The organism is Aquabacterium fontiphilum (assembly GCF_009909205.1).
Lineage (GTDB): Bacteria > Pseudomonadota > Gammaproteobacteria > Burkholderiales > Burkholderiaceae_C > Aquabacterium > Aquabacterium fontiphilum.
The window spans coordinates 194837-215919 of the sequence record NZ_JAAAPN010000006.1 but is presented as its reverse complement, the minus strand read 5'-3'; the positions used below and the strand labels follow the sequence as shown (position 1 = coordinate 215919).

Here is a 21083-nt window from a genome sequence, read left to right as displayed (position 1 = left end):
AAATCGGCGCATTATTCCATGTCCCTCCCGCACAACGTGGCCGATTTCGCTCCTTCTGCTTCCGCCCCTGCTGCTGCCGCGGCCGGCGCCGCCATCACCTGGGCCGATCCGGCTCGACGCGAGGCCTTTGCTGCCTGGTTGGCCGGCCTGAGCGCCCGCCATGGCCTGCAGCCCGACACCGTTACGTCAGCCAGCGCCGACGCCAGCTTCCGCCGCTACTTTCGGGTGCAGTCCGTCACCGGCTCGCTCATCATCATGGACGCCCCGCCCGACAAAGAGGATTGCCGGCCCTTCGTGGCCGTTGGCCAGCTGCTGGCGCAAGGTGGCGTCGCCGTCCCCGAGATCCTGGAATGGGACGAGGCCCAGGGCTTCATGCTGCTGTCCGATCTGGGCACGCGCACGCTGCTGTCCACCTTGCTGCCCGATCAGCCGCACGACGCCGGCAATCGGGCGCGTTACCTGGCGGCGCTGGATGAACTGGTGCGCATCCAGCAGGTGGACGGCGCGGGGCTGCCGCCGTACGACGACGCGTTGCTGCAGCGCGAATTGGACCTGCTGCCCCAGTGGTACCTGACCCAGTTGCGCGGCCTCACGCTGGATGAGCCTGCCCAGAAGATGCTGGTGCAGACCTTCGGGCTGATCAAGGCGCAGGTGCTGGCGCAGCCGCGCGTGCTGGTGCACCGTGACTACCACTCACGCAACCTGATGGCCGACCCGGCCGACCCGGCGGCCCGCCCGGGCGTGATCGACTTCCAGGACGCGGTGTACGGACCGGTCACCTATGACCTGGTCTCGCTGCTGCGCGACGCCTACGTGATGTGGGACGAAGACGTGCAGATCGACTACGCCGTGCGGTTTTGGGAGAAGGCGCGCAAGGCTGGCCTGCCCGTGGCCGACGATTTCGGGGATTTCTGGCGCGACTTCGAGTGGATGGGTCTGCAGCGCCACCTGAAGGTGCTGGGCATTTTTGCCCGCCTGGCGCTGCGCGACGGCAAGCGGCAGTACCTGGACGACATCCCCCGCGTGTGGACCTACGCCCATCGCGTGGCCAGCCGCTACCAGGGGCTGGGCCCGCTTGCGCGCCTGCTGGAGGCGGCCGAGGCGGCCCACGGCGGGGTGCAGACCCAGGTCGGATACACGTTCTGAGCCCGCATCAACGAGGGGCGGCGACGGATTTTGCGCAAAAAAGCAGCAACCGGAGGATAATGCGGCTCTAATGAACGATCCGATCTCTCTGGCGGCTGATGCCGCAGCCGGCGCCGATGTGGCCCCGGCGCCCGAAGCCCCCGCGCGTTTCGACACCTTGCCGCTGGATCCCAAGATCCTCGCGGCCATCGCCTACCCGACGATGACGCCCATCCAGGCCAAGGCGATTCCCCTGGTTCTGGCCGGGCGCGACGTCATGGGCGCCGCGCAAACGGGCACGGGCAAGACGGCCGCCTTTTCCATCCCGCTGCTTCAGAAGATGATGAAGCACGAGAACGCCAGCATGTCGCCGGCGCGCCACCCGGTGCGTGCCATCGTGCTGGCCCCCACGCGCGAACTGGCCATCCAGGTGGCCGACAACGTCAAGACCTACGCCAGCAAGTCCAACCTGCGTTCGGCCGTGGTGTTTGGCGGCATGAACATGAAAGAGCAGACGGTCGAGCTCAAAGCCGGCGTCGAGGTGCTGATTGCCACCCCGGGCCGCCTGATCGACCACATTGAGGCCAAGAACTGCAACCTGTCGCAGGTCGAGTACGTGGTGCTCGACGAGGCCGATCGCATGCTTGACATCGGCTTCCTGCCGGATCTGCAGCGCATCCTCAGCTATCTGCCCAAGACCCGTCAGACCCTGCTGTTCTCGGCCACGTTCTCGCCCGAGATCAAGAAGCTGGCGCAAAGCTACCTGCAAGACCCGGTGCTGGTCGAGGTGGCCCGCCCGAACCAGACCGCCACCAACGTCGAGCAGCGCTTCTACAAGGTCGACGAAGACGACAAGCGTGCGGTGATCCGTCAGATCATCCGCGACCGCGAGATCCGTCAGTGCATCGTGTTCGTGAATTCCAAGCTGGGTGCCAGCCGCCTGGCCCGTGCCTTTGAGCGGGACGGCCTGAGAACGGCCGCCCTGCACGGCGACAAATCCCAAGACGAGCGCCTCAAGGCCCTGGCCGCTTTCAAGGCTGGCGAGATGGACCTGCTGGTGGCCACCGACGTGGCCGCGCGCGGCATCGACATCGCGGCGCTGCCGGCGGTGTTCAACTATGACATCCCGTTCAACGCTGAAGACTATGTGCACCGCATCGGCCGCACGGGCCGGGCCGGCGCGTCGGGTCTGGCGGTTTCGCTCGTCACGGGCGCCGATGCGAGGCTGATGGCCGACATCGAAAAGCTCATCAAGAAGACCCCCGACGTCGAGACCTTCGCGCTGGAGGGCCGCTTCGGCCGTGGCGAGTCGCGCGGTGGCCGCAGCGAAGCCGGTGGTGGTCGCGAAAGCTACCGCCGCGAGCGTCACAGCGACGATGCGCGCCCCGCGCGCGAGGCTACGCGCCCGCCTGTTCGCCGCTCGGTGCCGGCCGATCCCTTGTTCGACCAGCCTTACGAGCCCGACCTGTCGGCCGATCCGGCCTGGGAGCAAAAGGAAGCCTCAGCTGCCACCACGGCCGCAGCAGGCGCCGGCGGCGGGCTGTCGCGCTTCATCAAGCCCAAGCGCAAGGTTGCGGCCCTGTTGGGCGGCACGGGCACGGCCCGGCGGTGATCCGCCTCAGCGCGCGCGGCGTCACGCCATCGCGCGCACCAGACCGCTGACCGGCGTCCTGACCTCATCGGGCGAGGCGTCGCCCGCCAACGGGCCATTGCTGGCCACTTGGGCTGATTGGGTCTGTTGATGACGCCAGCTCGAAGGCGAGACACCGTAGGCTCGTTTGAACGCCTGACTGAAGGCCGCCTCCGACGCATAACCCACCTGATCGGCAATTCGCGCCACAGGCAGGCCGGAACTCATCAGATGCCGCGCAGCCAGGCGCATGCGGTGGCGTGTCAGGTAGGTCAGCGGCGGTTCGCCCAAGGCCTGCGTGAAGCGATCGGCAAACGCCGAGCGTGACAGGCATGCGTGCTGGGCCAGTTCGGGCACCGTCCAGGCCCGTCGCGGGTCGCGGTGCATCTGCGCCAGCGCGGATGACAGGGCCCGGTCCTTGAGCGCAGCCAACCAGTTGCCCGAGCCTGCCGGCAGTGATTCCACATGGTCGCGGATGCACTCCATGAACAGGATGTCGCCGAGCCGGTTGATGATGGCCTGCTGGGCCGGCCGCGGTGCGGCCACCTCTTGCGCCAGAAACTGCAGCCCGATGGCCAGCCACAGCGGGGGCGCTTCGCCCAGGCCGCGCACGTGCATCAAGGGGGGCAGGGCGGCCACCAGCGGGGCTGCCATGACCTTGTCGAAACGGGCATGGCCGCTGATCAGGTGACAGGCCTGGCCACCGCCGCCCCGGGCGCTGGGCGCCAGTTCGAACTGCGTCATCATTGGCAGCAGGTCGTCCGCTGTGGCCAGCGACTGAGGCTTGTCCTGAATGCGGTGGGGCGTGCCGGCCGGCAGCACCACCAGGTCGCCCGTCTGGATCAGCACTGGCTCGGCATCGTCGCGCATCAGCCAGGCCTGACCGCTGGTGATCATGTGGAAGCTGGCCAACCCCGGCGTGGCCAGTGACCAGGCCCATGGGGCCGTGTTGCATGTCGAGGCGAAGACCACGCCGTCGAAGTGCATGTCGTCCAAGATCAGGCTGAGGGTGTCCATGTTGCCGCAGCATGCCACGCAAGGCCAGCCTTGTGCACCCGGCAGAAAGCCGGAGAGCTGGTGCGAAACGCCGGATCCGTGACAGGTTTGACGGACCTCGGGTTAGCCCGGATCGCGGCCCGGCGGATCGCGATAGTCAGTCGGTTGCGCGCGGCTTCCGGCGCGGGCGGTGCGTCCGCACACTGGCGCCATTGATCAGGAGCAAGACCAACATGTCAAACGCCAGCCTCACCTCCGCGTCCGCCCAGCGGTGGACCGATCCCAAACGTTATCTGTGGCTCTTTGGCCCCGCGGTGCCGCTCATCGGCATCGGCATGCTGGTGGGCTTCTGGCAGACCCAGGCCGTCTGGACGCTGTGGTTTGTCGTGGCCCTCGTACACGTGATCCTGCCGACGCTGGACTGGGTCTTCGGTGAAGACACGGCCAATCCGCCCGAAGGTGCGCTTCAGGCGCTCGAAGACGATCGCTACTACAGCTGGGTGCTGTATGCCTTCGTGCCGCTGCAGATCGCTGTGACGGCGCTGGGGGCCTATCTGGCCGTGACGGCCGACCTGCCCTGGTACCACCTGATCGGCCTGGCGCTCAGCGTGGGCATGGTCAACGGGGTGGCCATCAATACGGCACACGAACTGGGTCACAAGAAGCCCAAGCTTGAGCGCTGGCTGGCCCGCATCTCGCTGGCACCCACCTTCTACGGCCACTTCTATGTCGAGCACAACCGCGGCCACCACAAGAACGTGGCCACGCCGGAGGATCCCGCCACCTCTCGCTTTGGCGAGTCGTTCTGGGCTTTCCTGCCCCGCACGGTGATCGGCAGTGTCCGCTCGGCGTGGCACCTGGAAGCCGAGCGCCTCAAGCGCCTGGGCAAATCGGCCTGGAGCTGGGAGAACGAAAACCTTCAGTCGTGGGCGATGTCGGTCGTGTTGTTCGCCGTGCTGCTGGCTGCCTTTGGCTGGGCTGCGCTGCCCTTCCTGGTCATCCAGGCCATCTATGGCTTCTCGCTGCTCGAAGTGGTGAACTACCTGGAGCACTATGGCCTGCTGCGCCGCAAGAACGCCGACGGCCGCTATGAGCGTTGCATGCCCGAGCACTCGTGGAACAGCAACCACATTGTGACCAATCTGTTCCTGTACCACCTGCAGCGCCACAGCGACCACCACGCCAACCCCACCCGCAAGTACCAGGCCCTGCGCCACTTCGAAGACAGCCCGCAACTGCCCTCTGGCTACGCCGGCATGATCACCGTCGCCTATCTGTCGCCGCTGTGGTTTGCGATGATGAACAAGCGTGTGATCCGCCACTACAAGGGCGACATGACCCGCATCCAGTACGCCCCGGGCAAGCGTGAGGCGCTGATGCAGAAGTACGCCGCCTTTGCCGCGGATGTGCGCGAGGGCCGGGCCTGAGTCGGCCCGCGCCGTGATCACCTGATGAGACGGTACCGAGGAGACGTATCATGAAATACCGCTGTCCCAACTGCGATCACGTGTACGACGAAGCGGTGGGCGAGCCTCACGAAGGCTTTCCTGCCGGCACCCTGTGGCAGCAGATCCCAGATGACTGGGCCTGCCCCGGGTGCGCGGTGCGCGACAAGGTCGACTTCGAGCCCGTCGCTGAAGCAGCCTGAGCAGTTTGAGCCCAGATCACGGGCTGCGTCAGGCGGAGCAAGTCACGGCAGCTCGACCGCGCCCATCCGCGCCGCAATCGTGGCCGCGCGCCCGTTGAGGTAAGGTGACCGTGGCGACTGCTCGAAGCGCTTGGGCGCGGGTAGCATCACCGCCAGCCGGGCCGCCTGCATGTTGTTCAACCGGGCCGCATCGACGCGGAAGTAGTGGCGCGCCGCCGCCTGCGCCCCGAATACGCCTTCGCCCCACTCGACGTTGTTGAGGTAGATGTCGAGGATGCGGTCCTTGGTCAACAGGCCTTCGAGCATGAAGGTGATGGCGAACTCCTGGCCCTTGCGCAGGAAGTTGCGCTCGCTGCTGAGGAACAGGTTCTTGGCCAGTTGCTGCGTGATGGTCGAGCCGCCGATCACCTTGGCGTTGGCTTGCGCGAGATCCGGCGGTGGCGGCTCCGGGCGGCCGCGCTTGCGGGCCCGTTCCACGGCACGCTGGTGGCGTGCCAGCGCTTCAGCTTGTCGTTTCTCTGCCCGGGCTTTGGCGGCCATGTTCTTGCGCCAGGCATTCTCCAGCGCATCCCACTCCACGCCGTTGTGATCGACAAAGTTGGCGTCTTCCGAGGCGATCACGGCACGGCGCAGGCTGTTGTTGATCTCGCTACCTGGAACCCATTGCTGGCTCCAGGGCACCCGTCCATTGGCCACCAGGATGCGCACGAATTCGCTGCGCTGAAAGCTGGTAGAGCTTGGGTCGAGCACGTTCATCAGCGCGATGCGCGCGGCAAAGAACAACTGCAGGCTCAGACCACTGAGCAGCAGCAGCACGGTGATCCGCCAGATTGTGAGCAGCATCGTCAATGCGCCTGCGCGGCGTCGACCTCGGCGCGCAGCGCGGCCAGCACCGGAGCCGTGTCGGGGCGCACGCCGCGCCACAGCGCGAAGCTCTCGGCGGCCTGTTCGACCAGCATGCCCAGGCCATCACGCGCCTGGGCCCCGTGGGCGCGGGCCCAGTCCAGGAAGGGCCGAGCGGCCGGGCCATACATCATGTCCAGCGCCAGACCGCCGGTGCGCAGGGTTTGCGGACCCACGGGCACGCCGCCACCTGCCAGGCTGGCGGCCGTGCCGTTGATGAGCACGTCGAATGCTTCGCCGGGCGCATCGAGCCCAGCGGCGCGCAGCACCACACCATGGTCGGCCGCCCACTGGCGGTGACGGGCCACGATGGCTTCGGCCTTGTCGACCGTGCGGTTGGCCAGCACGACCTCCGAAGGGCGGGCCTCGATCAGCGGGCCGAGTACGCCCGCGCTGGCGCCACCTGCGCCCAACAGCAGCACGCGCTGGCCTGCCAGCGGCACGCCGGCGTTGACGGTGATGTCGCGCACCAGGCCGACGCCATCGGTGTTGTCGGCCAGCCAGCCGCCGTCGGCCTCGGCGTCAAAGCGCAGCGTGTTGGCGGCCTGGGCCAGTTCGGCGCGCGGGGTGCGCCGTGCGGCCAGTGCAAACGCCTCGAACTTGAACGGCACCGTCACATTGGCGCCCTTGGCACCGCCGTCGGCAAAGGCGCGCAGGGTGGCTGTGAAGCTGTCGAGCGGGCAGAGCAGCCGGCCGTAGTCCACCGCCTGGTGGGTCTGTTGTGCAAACATCGCGTGGATGGCTGGCGAGCGGCTGTGGGCCACGGGGTTGCCGGCCACGGCGTAACGGTCTGTCATGTCAGCGGTCATGGCAGCAGTCATGGGGCTTGGGATGGCGCAGCCGGCTGGGTGGGCGAGGCCATGGTCTGCGCCTGCATGCCGGCTTCGCGGGTGAAACGGAAGCGCGAAGAAATCAGCAACAGGTCGCGGCCGGCCAGCACCTCGGTGGGCACGACACCGAACGGCCCGGCCTTCCTGGCGATGGCCTGCGCGCGCTTGTCCAGCAGCGGGTTGCCCGAGCTCTGCAGGACCACGGCCTCGACCACGCGGCCCTGGCGATCCAGCCAGACTTCCATGATCAGTTCACCATACAGCTTCTGCCCATTGGCGCTCGGGAAGTTGTCGGTGCCCGCCCGTTCGACCAAGTTGCGGAAATGGCTGTAATACAGCGCGTCGGCCGAGCGCAGCGTGGCCGGGCTCAGGTAGCGCTTTTTGGGGCGCGAGTTCTCTTCCTGAATGCGGCGTTCGATCTCGGCCAGCATCTTCGAGAGTTGCTTGCGACGCTCTTCCTCGGCCTGGGCCACGGGGGAGTCGCTGCGGGGCGTGGGTTCGGGCGCGGGCAGGGCCGCCAGCTCCTGACGCAATTGCGCCAGCAAGGCCTGTTGCTCGCGCTGCATGCGCTCGATGGCGCGCGCCGTGTCGGCCAGCGCGTCGCCCAGCTCCACTTCGGCGCTGGGCGGCAGCGGCGTGGTGGCGCGCCGCTGGTCGGTGGCATCGCCGCCGCCCGCCAGATTCAGCTGGGCCAGGGCCTGGGCTTTCTCGGGGGGCGTCTCGCTGCCGGCGTTCACCAGGATCACCTCCAGCGGCGTGTCCTTGAAGGTGCGGTTGAAGCCCTCGGGGTCGACAAATCGGAAGCTGAACAGCGCAATGTGGAGCGCAGCCGACACGGTCAGACAGACCTGCAGCAGGCTGAGCTGGTTCCAGATCGAACGAAGGCGTTGCAGCATCCTGGTTGGCGAGGCAGTGAGGATCAGGCCGCAGCGGCCTGGTTGCCCTCGGCAGGCGCATCGGCGTCGTTGACGTCGATGGCCAGGGTCAAGGGCCCTGCATTGTCCAGCACGGCGTCGTCTTCGTCGCCTTCGGTCTCACCCTCGGCCGTGGCGTCGTCGAGACGGGCGACGACGCTGGCATGCACGTCCAGCGTCAGCTCGTCGACCCCGGTGATGCGCACGCGCACGCGGGTGTGGCGCGGCAGGCCGTCAGCCCCGATGGCCTTGAAGACCAGGGGCAGCGTCTCGGCGCGCACCAAGCCATTGACCATCACGGCGCAGTCGAGTTCGCTCAGGCCCTGCTGGCCCAGGTACTTCAGCGTCCAGTAACGCTCCATGCTGGACTGGAAGCCGTTGTAGGCGCTGTAGGCCGCGTCGAAGTTCGAGATGACGGCAAACAGCTCAGCGTCCTTGGGCTTGAAGGGTGCGGCCAGCGCGGCGGTGCGGCCATGACGGGCGCAGGCGATGATCTGCCACTGGTTCACCAGGTCGACATAACGGCGCAGTGGCGAGGTGGCCCAGGTGTACTGCGCCACGCCCATGCCCGCATGCGGCAGCGGCTTGGTGCCCATGCGCACCTTGATGCCGGGCGCCAGGCTGGCCTGGCTGCGGTAAATGCCGGGCACGCCCAGCTCGGCCAGCCAGCCGCCCCAGGTGCTGTTGGCCAGAATCATGGCTTCGGCCACGATGAGGTCGAGCGCCGAGCCGCGCTGACGCGTGCCGATCACCACCTGTTCGGTGCCATCGGGCTCGACGCCATCGCTCATCGTGTTTTCGCCATTGGCGCCGATGAGCTTGAAGCTGTAATCCGGCCGGTTGAAGTTCTCGGGTTTGCCGCGCACCACCTCGCGCTGCGCCTTGAGGTGGCGCGCCAGGCGGAAGCAGAAGGCCAGCTCGCTGGCAAAGGGGTAGTCGGCCGGCGCCTCACCGCTGAGCGTGGCATCGGTGATGACGGTGTCGAGCTTGTCGTGGCGCAGGTTGGCCACGATGGGCACGCGCTCCAGCCGGGTCTCGCTGCCGGTCACGGCCAGCGTCGCCTCGTCCAGCGTCACATACAACGACACGGCCGGGCAGTCGCGGCCCTCGATCAGCGTGTAGGCCTGCACCACCTCGTCGGGCAGCATCGTGATCTTGTGGCCCGGCATGTAGACGGTCGACATGCGGCCGCGCGCCAGCGCATCCAGCGGGGTGGCAGGGGTAATGGCCAGGCCGGGCGCCGCGATGTGGATGCCGAAGGTGACCGTGCCAGTGCCCAGCCCCTGGATCGACAGCGCGTCGTCGATCTCGGTGGTCATCGAGTCGTCGATCGAGAAGGCCTGCACGGCGGCCAGCGGGAGTTCGTCCTTGACGGGCGGCGCGTCGAGGGCCGGGAAGCCACTGCCCTTGGGGAAGTGCTCGAACAGGAAGCGCTTGAAGTGGAACTGATAGGGGCTGTCGATGGCGCCCGCGGCTTTGAGCAGGTCCAGCGGGGCGCGCTGGGCCAGCTTGGCGGCCTCCACCACGGCCTTGTACTCGGGGCCGTTCTTGTCGGGTTTGAACAGGATCTTGTAGAGCTGTTCCTTGATCGGTGCCGGGCAGGCCCCCTCGGCCAGGGCCTGAGCCCATTCTGCGATCTGCAGCGCCTGCTGTTTCTTGCGCTCGATGGCGGCCAACGCCTGTTTGAGGATGTCTTCCGGCGCCTTGCGGAAGCGGCCCTTGCCGCGACGATGGAAGTATTGCGGGTGCTCGAACAGGCACATCAACATCGCGGCCTGTTGCACGGCATCGGCCGAGTCGCTGAAATACTCGCGCGCCAGATCATCAAAGCCGAACTCGTCTTCGGGGGCGACCTCCCAGACCAGGTCCACATCGATGCCGGTGGCCTGGGCCGCGCCCTGGGCCAGCAAGTCGGCCGGGGCCGGCTTGGCAAAGCGGATCAGCACGTTGGCGGCTTTCACCTTCACGCGCTTGCCGCTGTCGAGCTCGACCTGCATGGAGCTGTCGGCTTCGGACATCACGCGGCCAGCCTGAAATTTGCCGGCATCGTCGAATAGGGCGTACATGAACAAGGGGTCTCTCGGGTCGTCAGGCCGCGATTGTCCCACTTTGGCTCGACCCGCCGCAGGGCGCCCGGTCGTGCGTTCGACCGTCCCACGCGCCATCGGTGCTTTCGCGATGTGATAGGGGCCGCTAAAACCGTGAACTTGTCGCGGTTTTGAGTCCGCCACCCCTTCAGGCAGGGGGAGCGTGGGGCCGCGTGTCTGGGCAACAATCCAACCCATCACAGCCAGCCGACCGCGCAAGTGCACGGCACCGGTGGGGCCTTCAATCACCGCTCTGAGGAAGTTCTGCCATGAAGTTTGCTATCGCTGCCATCGTGCTTGCCGTGTCGTCCAGCGCCGTTCTTGCCAACAATGGCCAGGGCAAGGGTCCTGCTCAAGGTAGCCTGATGTCGTCCATCCACGCCAACGACAACGCGCTGCTCAACGCCAACCCCAACGCCGCATTCAAGAGCGTGACCGCCGTGCCCGAGGCCGACACCATCGCCATGCTGGTGGCCGGTGTGGCGGTCGTGGGTGCCGTAGCCCTGCGTCGCCGCAACAAGAAGTGATCATGGGGCACCCGACGGGTGCGTCCGGATCCGGCGCAGCGTCTGCTGCGCGTTCAGGCCCCTCGGGGCCTTTTTTCATGGCTGGCTGGCGCCCGTGACAGGGTCAGTGGGCGGCAGGCCCAGCCAGTTCGTCAAGGCAGGTAGGTGCGCGGCGAAGTCGCTCACCGCATGGTCGCTTCCGGGTAGCACGGTCAGCGCGCTGCCCGGGTAATGGGCCACCATCTCCTGCCAGTCCAGCACCTCGTCGCCCTTGGCCACCAGCGCCCAGTAGCGGTCGGGCTGCGTGATCGGGTAAGGCGAGAGCGCGGCGAAGGCCGGCACGAACTCGGGCCGGAAGAAAAAGCGGTCTTCCGGGTTGTGAAAGCTGGTCTGCTCGCCGATGTAACGGGCGAGGTCACGCGCGGGCGCAACCGCCGGGTTGATCACTGCCACCCGGCAGCCCAGGCGCTCGCCCAGCACGGTGGCGTAGAACCCGCCCAGTGACGAACCCATGATGGCCATCTGGTCGCGCGGCCAGTCGGCCGTGGCCGCCAGCACCTGCTGGACGGCCTCGGTCGGTGAGGGGGGCAGCTGCGGGCACAGCCAGGTAAGCGTGTGCCCCTGGCTGCGCCAGCGTTCGACCTGCTGCGCGATCATCTGCGCCTTGAACGAACGGGGCGACGAGCGAAAGCCGTGCAGGTAGAGCAGGTGGGTGATGGCAGACATCCCACAAGCGTAACCTGCTCTGGCCGCGACACGGTCAGCGCGGTGCGGTCACGAATGCATCACGTGCCAGGCGACCCAGGTGCGGGTGGTCGGTGAAGAAGCCGTCCATGCCCAGGTCCAGGAAGGCCTTGATCTGGCCCGCCATGTCGCCCAGATCGGCCGGGTTCGCGCTGCTGTCGAACTCGTTGGGCAAGAAGGCGTTCTCGGCGCGGAACGTCCAGCCGTGGACGATCAGGCCGGCGGCATGGGCATCGGCCACGAAGCGGGTCGGCGTGCCCAGGCGGCCGCCTGACAGCGGGATCATCACGCTGGTGTTGGCGCCCACGCCCTGCGCATAGCGGGCAATGTCTTTCAGGCCCGCGGCGGTGGCGAGGTCGGCATAGGTGCGGGGGTCGCCGCTGACCACGAAGTCATACGGCTTGCCCGAGGCGCTGATGAGCTGCACCAGCGGCAGACGTGTCATGCGCGACAGGTCCTTGAGGTTGGCCACCTCGAACGACTGGATGTAGACGGCTGCATCGCGACCGCGGTAACCGTAGCGGTGCAGCAGGCGCACCAGCGGTTCTTCCATCGACAGGTTGATGCCGTCGAAGTAGCTCGGGTGCTTGGTTTCGGGATACACGCCAATGGGCTTGACGCGCTTGAGCGCCTTGAGACCACCATCGGCGAAGGCGGCCTGCCGGCGGCGCAGGTTGGCCTGCTCCACGAGTTGCAGCACCTCTTCCATGGTGGGCACCTCGAACATGTTGTCGAAGCGGGTGTTGGCGCTGCGCAGCTGCGGGATGCGCTCGCGTGCGCGCAGGGTCTTGAGCTCGGCGAGCGTGAAGTCTTCGGTGAACCAGCCCGTGATGGGGGTTCCGTCGATCAGCTTGGTGGTCTTGCGGTCGGCAAACTCGGGCCGCTCGGCCACATCGGTCGTGGCTTCGCGCACCGAGCCGTCGGCGTTCAGGATGGCAATCGCATTCTCGTGGCGCGCCACCAGGATGCCGTCCTTGGTCATTACCAGATCGGGCTCGACGTAGTCGGCGCCTTGCTCGATGGCCAGCCAGTAAGCGGCCAGCGTGTGCTCCGGCACGTAACCGCTGGCGCCGCGGTGGGCGATCACGATGGGCGCGCGCTGCGCGGCGCTGGCCGTGGGCTTGTCGCCAGCCAGCGCAGGGCTGGTGAGGCAGCTCAGTGCAGCGGCCATCAGGGTGGCGGCAACGGCGATGGATCGTAGGGCGTGCATGTCGGGCTCCATGTGTGGGTGATGATGCCCTGGATCGTGGCCTTCTCGCATGACGGGACGATGGCGCGTTCGCTGAATCGATCGGCCCAGACGTGATCGCGCGGGTGACCGAGCTTGTCACAAAGCTGTCAGCGATGCGCCAATAGGATCACGCCCGTCATGTCGCCAGGCCGTTGGCGATGCCGGAAGGATCTGTGATGTTCGTGAGTCAAACGCCCCGAGCCAAGGCGCAGGGTTTCACCCTGCTGGAGCTGCTGGTGGTGTTGGTGATCATCGGTCTGCTGGCGGGCTATGTGGGCCCGCAGTTCTTCAAGCAGATCGGCAAGTCCGAAGCCAAGACCGCGGCGGCCCAGCTCGATGCGCTGGGCAAGGCGCTCGATCAGTACCGCCTGGACACGGGCCGCTACCCCAGTGCCGAGCAAGGCCTGGACGCCCTGTGGAACAAGCCGGCCGATGAGACCCGCTGGTGGGGCCCGTACTTGCGCAAGGCGCCGCCCAAAGATCCCTGGGGCCGCGACTACGTCTACCGCATGCCAGGGCAGCATGGCGAGTACGACCTGTTCTCGCTGGGCAAGGATGGGCGCGAAGGTGGCGAAGGCGAGAACGCTGACGTCACGAACTGGTGAGCGCGCGCGTCATGGACCCCTTGGCTTCTTCGCGCCGCTTGGCGGCGGCCCAGACCGCCACATCAGGCTGGCCCGGCCTGGCGCCGGCGCGCGCACGGCAGGGCGGCGGCGCCTTTCCGCGGCGCCTGTTCTGCCAGGAGCTGGCTGTGTTGCTGGATGCGGGCATCCCGCTGTACGAGGCCTTGCAGACGCTGCGCGAAAAGGAGTCGTCTGAGGCGACGGTGCGTGTGCTGGCGGCGCTGAACCTGGCCTTGTCGGAAGGGCAGACGCTGGCCCAGGCCATGCGGGCACAGCCCCAGGCCTTCACCAGCTTGCTGGTGGCTTCGATCGAGGCGGCGCAGCGCACCGGCCATCTGGCGCAGGCGCTGCGTCAGCACGCCGCTTATCTGCATTGGCTGGAGGGCCTGCGCAGCAAGCTGGTGGGGGCGGCCATTTATCCGGTGATCCTGATTGGTGCCAGCAGCCTGGTGGTGCTGTTCCTGACGGTGTTTGTCGTGCCCCGGTTTGCGCAGATCTACGAAGACATGGGCAGCGAGCTGCCTTGGATGTCGGCGGTGTTGCTGAAGGTGGGGCGCACGCTGGGCGAGCATCCGCTGATGGCGCTGGTGGGTGTCGTGGCCCTGATCGCGGTGGCCGTGGCGGTGGCGCGGGCGCCAGCGGTGCGTGCGGCGCTGGCCGCGCAGCTGTGGCGCATGCCCGTGGTGGGCGAGCGCCTGCGGCTGCTGGAGCTGGCCTCGCTGTACCGCACGCTGGGCCTGTTGCTGCAGGCCGGTGTGCCGGTGGTGCCGGCCTTGCACTCGGCCGCCGAGCTGATGGGGGCCCTGCTGCGCCCGGCGCTCAGCCGCGCCACCGCCCGTGTGGGCGAGGGGCAGCGCCTGTCGGATGCGCTGCAACTCGAAGGGCTGAGTACGCCGGTATCGGTGCGCATGGTGCGTGTGGGCGAGCAGACGGGCGAGTTGGGGCCCATGCTGGAGCGCGCCGCGCAGTTCTATGACGACGAACTGGCGCGCTTCACCGAGTGGGTCGGCAAGGTGGTCAACCCCGTGCTGATGCTGGTGATGGGCGTGGTGATCGGCGGCATCGTGGTGTTGATGTATTTGCCCATCTTTCAGGTGGCGGAGCAGATTCAATGAGTGCGATGCTCAACGACGTGGCACGGTGCCTGACCCCTGTGCAGGCCGAGGTCTTGCCCGCGAGCTTGCAACCCGACTGGACGGTGTGGCCGCTGGCCCGCGCGCTGCGGCTGCGTGTGGTGGTGGGACGCGAGGCCGATGGCCGGTGGCAGGCCTGGTATGACGGGCAGGAACATGGCGCGGTCGATGGCGTGGTGCGAGAGGCTGTGGGGCGCGCCGTGGGGCAGCCGGTGCAGTGGGTGCGGGTGACGGCCGAGGCGCTGACGGCGCTGCTGGCTCAAGGCGAGCAGGCGTTTGCGGCGCGCGACACGCTGGCCACGCAGTGGGGCGAGACAGACGCGGCCGCGGGCGGTGCGAGTGAGTTGCAGGCACTGTCGGTCGACACGCTCAACCGCAGCAGCAGCCCTGTGGTCAAGCTGCTGGATGCCACCTTGTTCGATGCGCTGAAGGCGCAGGCCAGCGACCTACACCTGGAGAGCACCGCCAGCGGCATGGTCATCCGCCACCGGCTGGACGGGGTGATGCAGGCGGTGGGCGAGGTCGGTTCGCGCGAGGCGGCCGAGCAGCTGGTGTCGCGCCTGAAAGTCATGGCCGAGCTTGACATCGGCGAGCGGCGCCTGCCGCAGGACGGGCGCTTCAAGCTGCGCGTGCAGCCCGCAGCCGACGCACCGGTACGCGATGTGGACTTCCGTGTCTCCATCATGCCCAGCAGCTTTGGTGAAGATGCGGTGCTGCGCATCCTGGATCGCAGCCGCCTGGCCGCCGATGCGCAGGCCTTGAGCCTGGAAGGCCTGGGGCTGGACGCGGACGATGCCGACACCGTGCGGCGCCTGGCGCGCAAGCCTTACGGCATGCTGCTGGTGACGGGGCCCACGGGCAGCGGCAAGACGACGACCTTGTATGCCGTGGTGCAGGAGATCAACGACGGCGCCGACAAGATCATCACCATCGAAGACCCGGTCGAGTACCAGCTGCCCGGCGTGGTTCAGATCCCGGTCAACGACCGCAAGGGGCTGACGTTTGCGCGCGGCCTGCGCAGCATCCTGCGTCACGACCCCGATCGGGTGATGGTCGGCGAGATCCGCGATGCGGAGACCGCCCAGATCGCCTCACAGGCCGCGCTGACCGGCCACCTGGTGCTGTCCACGATCCACGCCAACAACGTGTTCGATGTGGTGGGTCGGTTCATGCACATGGGGGTCGACCTGTACAACATGGTGTCGGCCATCAACGGGGTGGTGGCGCAGCGCCTCATCCGCCGGCTGTGCAGCCACTGCGCTGCGCCGTGGGAACCGACGCCGGCGGCCTTGCGACAGGCCCAGTTGCCGCTGGACGCCAAGGGGCGCTACATGCGGGCGGTGGGCTGCCCCAGCTGCCGTGGTACCGGCTACCGCGGGCGCAAGGCCGTCACCGAGATCCTGCTGATGGACGACACGCTGCGCGACCTCATCGTGGCCCGGGCGCCGCTCACGCAGATCAAAGCGCATGCCCGTGCCAATGGCACCCGCGCGCTGCGCGATGCCGCGCTGGCGTGCGTGCTGCGGGGCGAGACCTCGGTCGACGAGCTCAACCGCGTCACGCTGGTGGAGTAAGCCATGCCCTTGATGACCGCCACCATGCTGCGCCGTCGCGCGACCACCCATTGGCGGCCGTTGGCGTATCGCCTGGGTTGGGGCCACGCCACTTTGGATGATGCGCTCGCCGATGCCGACGCGTTTCTGGCGGCCCACGCCGGTGCAGCCTGCGAGATGGTGGTGGCGGCCCGCTGGGTGCACGCGGTGGCGGTGGATCCGGCTTTGCCCGCAGCCGAGGGCTGGCAGGCGGCCTTGCAGCGCTGGCAGGCCGCGCATGAGCTCGACGAACAGGCCTTGCTGGCCGCCTGGGTGGTGCGCCAGGCGCGGGCGCCTGCCGTCCAGGTGTGCACGGCGATGCCCAAGGCGCTGGTTGAGGGGGTGACGGCGTTGGCGCGCCGCCACCACGTGCGGCTCGATCGCATGGGCCCTTGGTGGGCGCCCGAGGCGGCCGCCTGGCTTGAAGGCACGGCAACGCAGGATGCAGGCGAGGCCGCCCTGCTCACACAAACGCTGAACGAGCCGGGCTGGTCGGTTCACCTGAACTGGTTGCGGCATGACGGACGCTGGCAGCTCGCCGACGTCTGGTCTGAACCTGGGGAGGCGGCATGAGCGCCTGGGTGGACGAACTTGACGTGGTGGGCCCACGCCGACGCGCCTCTGTATGGGGGTGGGCTCTGGCGGTGGTCGGTCTGGCGGTGTGCGTGCATGCGGCGGACGTGGCGCGCCAGGCCGAGCAGGCCCGCATCGAGGCCGAGGCCGAGGTGACTCGCTTGGAGCGGGCCTTGCGGCAGCCTCCGGTCGTGGCGCTCGGATCCGATGCTGCCGCCGCATCGTCTGCATCGTCGGCCAAGACCGTGTCGCCCCCGCTGGATGCGGCGGGCTGGCGTCGCGCTGGCCAACTGGCGTCGTGGCTGGGGCATGACTGGCTCACCACGCTGGACCGGGTCGACCACGCCGCGGCCGATCAAAAGCTGCTGTTGACCGCGCTGGCGCTCGATCTGGGTACGGCCATGGGCACGGCCTCGGGTGGGTCGGCCGAGCTCCGTTTGCAGGCGCTGGCGCACGACGATGCCTCGCCGCTGGTGTGGGCGGCCACGCTGGGCGAAGGCGCGCAGTTGCGCAGCCGCGAGCGCTTGCCGCAGCCGGTGACCGGCCGGTGGGGCGAGTACATCTGGCGGGTGCAGTTGACGGCGCCAGGAGGCCCGCTGTGAGCGCCAGCGTTAAGCGCCTGTTGCAGCAACTGGGCATGCCCGGTGCGGTGGGGCTGGCCTTGCTGGCGGCCGCGCTGTGGCTGCAGCATGGCTGGGTGCCACAGCAGCAGGCCATGGCGGAGGCAGCGGTGGCCGAGGCCGACACGTTGCGTGTGACCTTGCGCGCGCGAGCCAGCGCGCTGTCATCGCCGGATACGGCCGCGCCGCGCACGGCCGAGGCAGCGTGGCAGGCCTTGTGGCACGCTTTGCCGCACGCCAGCGAGCGCATGGCGCTGCAGCGGGCGCTGTGGCAGGCGGCCGAGCAGGCCGGCGTGCGCACACCCGGCCTGCAGATGCAGGGCGAGCAGGAAAGCTGGGTGCCGGCCTCGCCCGCTGGTGGCCTGTGGCGCCAGCGCGTGAGCATCCCGGCCGAGGCTGAGTATCCCGCGTTGCGCGACTGGCTGGCGCGGCTGCAGACGGTGCCCGGCCTGGGCATTGACGCCATCGAGTTGCAGCGCACCGACGCCAGCCAGCCCGTGCTCAAGGCACAGGTCAAGGTCTCGCTGTGGTGGCGCACCCCTGGAGGTGCGCGATGAACCGCCGCTTGTTGTGGCTGCTGGGGGCGGCCCTGCTGGCCACCGTGGGGGTGGCGCTGATGGGCGAGCCGGCCGACGACGGCGATGCGCTGCTGGCCGAGCCGGCCGCAGGACGCGCGCGGGGGGCGACCGCACCCGATGGGGCCTCCGCGCCTGTCACGCGCAGCGAAGGACCCGGCCGCGGTACGGCCGTTGACGCACCTGCCGACCTTGGCCCGGCGATGCATGCCGCCTTGGCGGCCTGGCAGGCACGCCTGGCCTCGCCGCCTCCGTCTGCCGGCCGCATGTCGCTGGCCTGGGGGCCGGCTGAGCCACCGCCACCGCCACCCGCGCCTGCCCGTCGCGTGGCGCCATCCGAGGGGCCGCCGCAGGCCCCACGCTTTCCGCATCAGTGGGTGGGTCGCTTCAATGACGAGGCGCCGTCCGAGGCCGTGGCGCCCACGCGCCGCGCCGTGCTGCAAGGCAGCCAGGGCGTCTGGGTGGCGCGTGAAGGCGATGTGATCGAGGGCGTCTGGCGGGTCGACCGCATCCAGGAGCGCGCCCTGCAGCTGACTTACCTGCCGCTGGCGCAAAGCCAGTCGGTGACCATGAGATGACGATGTACCCTGATCTCTTGCCCCGCCTTCGTGCCCCCTGGCGCCACGGCCGTTTGCGGCGTCTGGCTGCAAACGCGGCCCTCATGCTGGCCATGGTGGCCGCGGTGGCGGGCTGCGCCTCGCCGCTGGTGCGCGAAGCGCAGGAGCTGGCCCAGGCCGGGCAGCACGAGGCCGCGCTGGCGCGGCTGAACGATGCGGTGCGCGCGCAGCCCGATCACCGCGAAACCCGGCTGGCCTGGTTGCAGCAGCGCGAGCGCACGGTGGCCGAGCTGGCGATGCGCGTCGACGCGGCACGGCAGGCTGGCCAGCGCGACGAAGCCCGGGCCTGGCTGGATCGCCTGGTCGCCGTGGCGCCCCAACACCCCCGCACCGCAGCCCTGCAGGCCGAGGCTGCGCGCGACCAGCGGCTGCAGGCCTTGGTGACAGAGGCCGAGCAGGCCGTGCAGCGCCAGCAGTGGGAGCAAGCCGAGCTGGCCCTGCGCACCGTGCTGGGCGAAGCGCCACGACACGAGGCCGCGCGCGCCCTGCTGGCCCGTGTCGAATCGCTGCGCGAGGCGCAGACGCGTGCACGGGCGGGTGCGGTGCTGCGCTCGGCCCATCGGGCGATCACGCTGGAGTTCCGCGAGGCGCCCTTGCGCACCGTGTTCGAGACACTGGCGCGGGCGGCCGATGTCAACTTCGTGTTTGACAAGGACGTGCGGGCCGACAGCAAGGTCACGCTCTTTCTGCGCCAGACCACGGTGGACGAGGCCTTGCGCCTGTTGACCAGCACGCAGCAACTGGGCCACAAGCTGCTCAACGACAACACGGTGCTGGTGTACCCCGCCACGGCTCAGAAGGCCCGCGAGTTGCTGGACACCGTCACCCGCACCTTCTATCTTGTCAACGCCGACCCCAAGCAAGTGCAGCAGCTGGTGCGCACGGTGGCCAAGAGCCGCGATGTGTTCATCGACGAGCGTCTGAACATGCTGGTGGTGCGCGACACGCCTGAGGTCATCCGCCTGGTCGAGCAGCTCGTGCAGGGCATGGACCTGCCCGACCCCGAGGTGGTGCTTGAGATGGAGGTGCTGGAGGTTTCGTCGCGCAAGCTCGACGAGATCGGGCTGAGCTGGCCGCAGCTGTTCAACTACGGTGTGCCCGGCAGCACGGCGCCGCTGACGTCCGACAGCAACCTGCGCTGGTACGCGCCCAACCCCCTGGGTATCGTGAACCTCAAGTCCACACGCGGCGCCACCAACCTACTGGCAAACCCCCGTATCCGCGCGCGCAACCGCGAGAAGGCCAAGGTGCTGCTGGGCGAAAAGCTGCCGGTGTTCACCACCACATCGACAGCCAACGTTGGCGTGTCGGCCTCGGTCAGCTATCTGGATGTGGGCCTCAAGCTCGAGATCGAGCCCCAGGTGCAGCTCGACAACGACGTCACGATCAAGGTCATGCTGGAGGTCAGCAGCATCACCGACAAAGTGTCGGGACCGCAGGGCTCGATTGCCTACCAGGTCGGCACGCGGCAGGCCAGCACGACCCTGCGCCTGCGCGATGGCGAGACACAGATCCTCGCTGGCCTGATCAACGACAACGAAAGCCGCAACTCGGTGGGCGTGCCCGGCCTGCACCAACTGCCGCTGGCTGGCCGCCTGTTCGGCAACCGCACGGACAACCGCGAGAAGACCGAGATCGTGCTGCTGGTCACGCCGCGCATCGTGCGCAACCTGGTGCAACCACCGGTCAGCGCCGGCATGTTGCCCTCGGGCACCGAGGCCCAGCCTGGCGCGCGCCCGTTGAGCTTGCGCGATGGCACGGGTGCGGGAGGCATCGGTGGTGCAAGCCGTGGCGGCGCGCCGTCTGCCAACGCGGCGGGCGATGCGGTGGGTGACGCGTCGGGCCGATCGTCGCGCGGCAGCGCCGCCGCGGCTGCGCCTCACCGCCTGTCTGCGCCCGAAGAGGTCATGGCCGGCAGCAGCTTTCAGGTGACGGTCCACAACGACAGCAGCGAGCCGCTGGAATCTGCGTTGATGATCGATTCGGCCTTGCTGCTGGCTGATGGCCAAGCTGGGTCGCCTGGTCGTGTGGCGCTCAGCGTGCCGCCCCAGGGCGCCCAGTCGGTGATGGTGCGCGTGCGCGCCGAGGCGGGCAGCGGCGAGACGGCGCTCGCCCTGGAAAGTGGCACGGCGCTATGGCGTCTGCGCATTCAAGGCTCAGGGGCCAGTGCAGCGCCGTCAGACGAAGCCGATCCGGCAGACAACGATGGCGCATCACAGTGAGCCCATCCTGACACCGCGCGCCCACGCGCGTTCACGCGGTTACAGCGGTTTCAGCGGCTTCACCTTGATCGAAATGGTCGTGGTGGTGATGCTGGTGGCCATCCTGGCCAGCGCCGCCATGCCGCTGGCCACGCTGCAACAGCGTCGCGCACAGGAAGCCGAGCTGCGCCAGGCGCTGCGCACGCTGCGCACGGCCATCGACGACTACAAGGCCGCGTGGGATGCCGGCCGCATCGAGAAGCGCGCCGACGAAACAGGCTACCCGCCCAATCTGCTGGTGTTGGTGCAGGGCGTGCCAGATGTCAGCCAGGCGGCCAAGCCACGCATCTACTTCCTGCGGCGGCTGCCGCGCGATCCATTGGCAGACCGGCAGTTGCCACCCGAGCAGACCTGGGGCTTGCGTGCCTACGCCAGCCCGCCCGATTCGCCCGCTGCCGGCGCAGACGTGTTCGATGTGTACTCGCGCGCGTCTGGCACCGGGTTGGACGGCACACCCTATCGGAGCTGGTGAACC

Annotated in this window: 21 protein-coding genes; 14 read left to right on the top strand and 7 right to left on the bottom strand. The window is 68.4% G+C overall.

The genetic code is table 11. The annotated features are described in order from the left end of the window. Positions 1-18 precede the first annotated feature (18 nt). On the top strand, positions 19-1146 hold the full coding sequence (locus GTZ97_RS09150) for an aminoglycoside phosphotransferase family protein (RefSeq protein WP_161650273.1): 1128 nt from the start codon (positions 19-21) through the stop codon (positions 1144-1146). 70 nt (positions 1147-1216) lie between these two features. Then, a complete protein-coding gene (locus GTZ97_RS09145; RefSeq protein ID WP_161650272.1) occupies positions 1217-2737 on the top strand; it encodes a DEAD/DEAH box helicase in 1521 nt (506 codons plus the stop codon). A gap of 21 nt (positions 2738-2758) precedes the next feature. Here GTZ97_RS09145 and GTZ97_RS09140 read toward each other — a convergent pair whose 3' ends face one another. After that, a complete protein-coding gene (locus GTZ97_RS09140; protein WP_161650271.1) occupies positions 2759-3772 on the bottom strand; it encodes an AraC family transcriptional regulator in 1014 nt (337 codons plus the stop codon). A 212-nt stretch (positions 3773-3984) separates the two neighbouring features. Here GTZ97_RS09140 and GTZ97_RS09135 point away from each other — a divergent pair, with 212 nt between their 5' ends. Together GTZ97_RS09135 and GTZ97_RS09130 are read left to right on the top strand one after the other, a co-directional pair. Further along, positions 3985-5178: an alkane 1-monooxygenase gene (locus GTZ97_RS09135; RefSeq protein WP_161650270.1), complete on the top strand. Its 1194-nt coding sequence runs from the start codon at positions 3985-3987 to the stop codon at positions 5176-5178. A 50-nt stretch (positions 5179-5228) separates the two neighbouring features. Next, positions 5229-5399, top strand: coding sequence for a rubredoxin (locus GTZ97_RS09130; protein WP_201748223.1), 171 nt, complete (start codon positions 5229-5231; stop codon positions 5397-5399). Positions 5400-5441: 42 nt separating this feature from the next. Here GTZ97_RS09130 and GTZ97_RS09125 read toward each other — a convergent pair whose 3' ends face one another. From GTZ97_RS09125 to GTZ97_RS09110, 4 genes are read right to left on the bottom strand one after another with little or no spacing between them, the layout of a single operon-like run. Beyond that, on the bottom strand, positions 5442-6242 hold the full coding sequence (locus GTZ97_RS09125) for a transglycosylase domain-containing protein (RefSeq protein ID WP_161650269.1): 801 nt from the start codon (positions 6240-6242) through the stop codon (positions 5442-5444). Positions 6243-6244: 2 nt separating this feature from the next. Next, entirely contained in the window at positions 6245-7123 is an 879-nt protein-coding gene (aroE, locus tag GTZ97_RS09120) for a shikimate dehydrogenase (protein ID WP_161650268.1), read from the bottom strand. Then, the gene (locus GTZ97_RS09115; protein ID WP_161650267.1) at positions 7120-8028 is read right to left on the bottom strand and encodes an energy transducer TonB; all 909 of its coding nucleotides are present in this window, start codon (positions 8026-8028) and stop codon (positions 7120-7122) included. Before GTZ97_RS09115 ends, aroE begins: the two co-directional genes overlap by 4 nt. Positions 8029-8051: 23 nt before the next feature. Next, positions 8052-10112 carry a ribonuclease catalytic domain-containing protein gene (locus GTZ97_RS09110; RefSeq protein ID WP_161650266.1) on the bottom strand — a complete coding sequence of 687 codons (2061 nt, stop codon included), beginning with the start codon at positions 10110-10112 and terminating at the stop codon, positions 8052-8054. Between the two features lie 290 nt (positions 10113-10402). Here GTZ97_RS09110 and GTZ97_RS16485 point away from each other — a divergent pair, with 290 nt between their 5' ends. Next, a complete protein-coding gene (locus GTZ97_RS16485) occupies positions 10403-10660 on the top strand; it encodes a PEP-CTERM sorting domain-containing protein (RefSeq protein ID WP_201748222.1) in 258 nt (85 codons plus the stop codon). 75 nt (positions 10661-10735) lie between these two features. Here GTZ97_RS16485 and GTZ97_RS09100 read toward each other — a convergent pair whose 3' ends face one another. Together GTZ97_RS09100 and GTZ97_RS09095 are read right to left on the bottom strand one after the other, a co-directional pair. Continuing rightward, positions 10736-11365 (bottom strand): YqiA/YcfP family alpha/beta fold hydrolase, encoded by a 630-nt coding sequence (locus tag GTZ97_RS09100; RefSeq protein ID WP_161650265.1) that lies wholly within the window; start codon positions 11363-11365, stop codon positions 10736-10738. A 34-nt stretch (positions 11366-11399) separates the two neighbouring features. Continuing rightward, entirely contained in the window at positions 11400-12593 is a 1194-nt protein-coding gene (locus tag GTZ97_RS09095; RefSeq protein ID WP_201748221.1) for a glycerophosphodiester phosphodiesterase, read from the bottom strand. Positions 12594-12790: 197 nt separating this feature from the next. Here GTZ97_RS09095 and gspG point away from each other — a divergent pair, with 197 nt between their 5' ends. The 9 genes from gspG to GTZ97_RS09050 are packed head-to-tail and all read left to right on the top strand — an operon-like array spanning position 12791 to position 21080. Then, positions 12791-13219, top strand: a complete 429-nt coding sequence (gene gspG, locus GTZ97_RS09090) for a type II secretion system major pseudopilin GspG (protein WP_161650264.1) — start codon at positions 12791-12793, stop codon at positions 13217-13219. Between the two features lie 11 nt (positions 13220-13230). Next, positions 13231-14352, top strand: a complete 1122-nt coding sequence (locus GTZ97_RS09085; protein ID WP_161650263.1) for a type II secretion system F family protein — start codon at positions 13231-13233, stop codon at positions 14350-14352. Beyond that, a complete protein-coding gene (locus GTZ97_RS09080; RefSeq protein ID WP_161650262.1) occupies positions 14349-15944 on the top strand; it encodes a GspE/PulE family protein in 1596 nt (531 codons plus the stop codon). The genes GTZ97_RS09085 and GTZ97_RS09080 overlap by 4 nt, the downstream gene beginning before the upstream one ends. 3 nt (positions 15945-15947) lie before the next feature. Then, on the top strand, positions 15948-16535 hold the full coding sequence (locus GTZ97_RS09075; RefSeq protein ID WP_161650261.1) for a hypothetical protein: 588 nt from the start codon (positions 15948-15950) through the stop codon (positions 16533-16535). Next, positions 16532-17137 carry a hypothetical protein gene (locus GTZ97_RS09070; RefSeq protein ID WP_161650260.1) on the top strand — a complete coding sequence of 202 codons (606 nt, stop codon included), beginning with the start codon at positions 16532-16534 and terminating at the stop codon, positions 17135-17137. The genes GTZ97_RS09075 and GTZ97_RS09070 overlap by 4 nt, the downstream gene beginning before the upstream one ends. Continuing rightward, on the top strand, positions 17134-17712 hold the full coding sequence (locus GTZ97_RS09065; RefSeq protein ID WP_161650259.1) for a hypothetical protein: 579 nt from the start codon (positions 17134-17136) through the stop codon (positions 17710-17712). Before GTZ97_RS09070 ends, GTZ97_RS09065 begins: the two co-directional genes overlap by 4 nt. Next, a complete protein-coding gene (locus GTZ97_RS09060; RefSeq protein ID WP_161650258.1) occupies positions 17709-18308 on the top strand; it encodes a hypothetical protein in 600 nt (199 codons plus the stop codon). Before GTZ97_RS09065 ends, GTZ97_RS09060 begins: the two co-directional genes overlap by 4 nt. A 2-nt stretch (positions 18309-18310) precedes the next feature. After that, positions 18311-20569: a secretin GspD/PilQ domain-containing protein gene (locus tag GTZ97_RS09055; RefSeq protein ID WP_161650257.1), complete on the top strand. Its 2259-nt coding sequence runs from the start codon at positions 18311-18313 to the stop codon at positions 20567-20569. Continuing rightward, entirely contained in the window at positions 20553-21080 is a 528-nt protein-coding gene (locus GTZ97_RS09050; RefSeq protein ID WP_161650256.1) for a type II secretion system protein, read from the top strand. Before GTZ97_RS09055 ends, GTZ97_RS09050 begins: the two co-directional genes overlap by 17 nt. Positions 21081-21083 lie beyond the last annotated feature (3 nt).

Excerpts from the sequence above, each read along its gene's own strand:
- GTZ97_RS09150 (WP_161650273.1), top strand. The coding sequence starts at position 19 with ATGTCCCTCCCGCACAACGTGGCCGATTTCGCTCCTTCTGCTTCCGCC.
- GTZ97_RS09145 (WP_161650272.1), top strand. The coding sequence starts at position 1,217 with ATGAACGATCCGATCTCTCTGGCGGCTGATGCCGCAGCCGGCGCCGAT.
- GTZ97_RS09140 (WP_161650271.1), bottom strand. The coding sequence starts at position 3,772 with ATGGACACCCTCAGCCTGATCTTGGACGACATGCACTTCGACGGCGTG.
- GTZ97_RS09135 (WP_161650270.1), top strand. The coding sequence starts at position 3,985 with ATGTCAAACGCCAGCCTCACCTCCGCGTCCGCCCAGCGGTGGACCGAT.
- GTZ97_RS09130 (WP_201748223.1), top strand. The coding sequence starts at position 5,229 with ATGAAATACCGCTGTCCCAACTGCGATCACGTGTACGACGAAGCGGTG.
- GTZ97_RS09125 (WP_161650269.1), bottom strand. The coding sequence starts at position 6,242 with ATGCTGCTCACAATCTGGCGGATCACCGTGCTGCTGCTGCTCAGTGGT.
- aroE (WP_161650268.1), bottom strand. The coding sequence starts at position 7,123 with ATGACTGCTGCCATGACCGCTGACATGACAGACCGTTACGCCGTGGCC.
- GTZ97_RS09115 (WP_161650267.1), bottom strand. The coding sequence starts at position 8,028 with ATGCTGCAACGCCTTCGTTCGATCTGGAACCAGCTCAGCCTGCTGCAG.
- GTZ97_RS09110 (WP_161650266.1), bottom strand. The coding sequence starts at position 10,112 with ATGTACGCCCTATTCGACGATGCCGGCAAATTTCAGGCTGGCCGCGTG.
- GTZ97_RS16485 (WP_201748222.1), top strand. The coding sequence starts at position 10,403 with ATGAAGTTTGCTATCGCTGCCATCGTGCTTGCCGTGTCGTCCAGCGCC.
- GTZ97_RS09100 (WP_161650265.1), bottom strand. The coding sequence starts at position 11,365 with ATGTCTGCCATCACCCACCTGCTCTACCTGCACGGCTTTCGCTCGTCG.
- GTZ97_RS09095 (WP_201748221.1), bottom strand. The coding sequence starts at position 12,593 with ATGCACGCCCTACGATCCATCGCCGTTGCCGCCACCCTGATGGCCGCT.
- gspG (WP_161650264.1), top strand. The coding sequence starts at position 12,791 with ATGTTCGTGAGTCAAACGCCCCGAGCCAAGGCGCAGGGTTTCACCCTG.
- GTZ97_RS09085 (WP_161650263.1), top strand. The coding sequence starts at position 13,231 with ATGGACCCCTTGGCTTCTTCGCGCCGCTTGGCGGCGGCCCAGACCGCC.
- GTZ97_RS09080 (WP_161650262.1), top strand. The coding sequence starts at position 14,349 with ATGAGTGCGATGCTCAACGACGTGGCACGGTGCCTGACCCCTGTGCAG.
- GTZ97_RS09075 (WP_161650261.1), top strand. The coding sequence starts at position 15,948 with ATGCCCTTGATGACCGCCACCATGCTGCGCCGTCGCGCGACCACCCAT.
- GTZ97_RS09070 (WP_161650260.1), top strand. The coding sequence starts at position 16,532 with ATGAGCGCCTGGGTGGACGAACTTGACGTGGTGGGCCCACGCCGACGC.
- GTZ97_RS09060 (WP_161650258.1), top strand. The coding sequence starts at position 17,709 with ATGAACCGCCGCTTGTTGTGGCTGCTGGGGGCGGCCCTGCTGGCCACC.
- GTZ97_RS09055 (WP_161650257.1), top strand. The coding sequence starts at position 18,311 with ATGTACCCTGATCTCTTGCCCCGCCTTCGTGCCCCCTGGCGCCACGGC.
- GTZ97_RS09050 (WP_161650256.1), top strand. The coding sequence starts at position 20,553 with ATGGCGCATCACAGTGAGCCCATCCTGACACCGCGCGCCCACGCGCGT.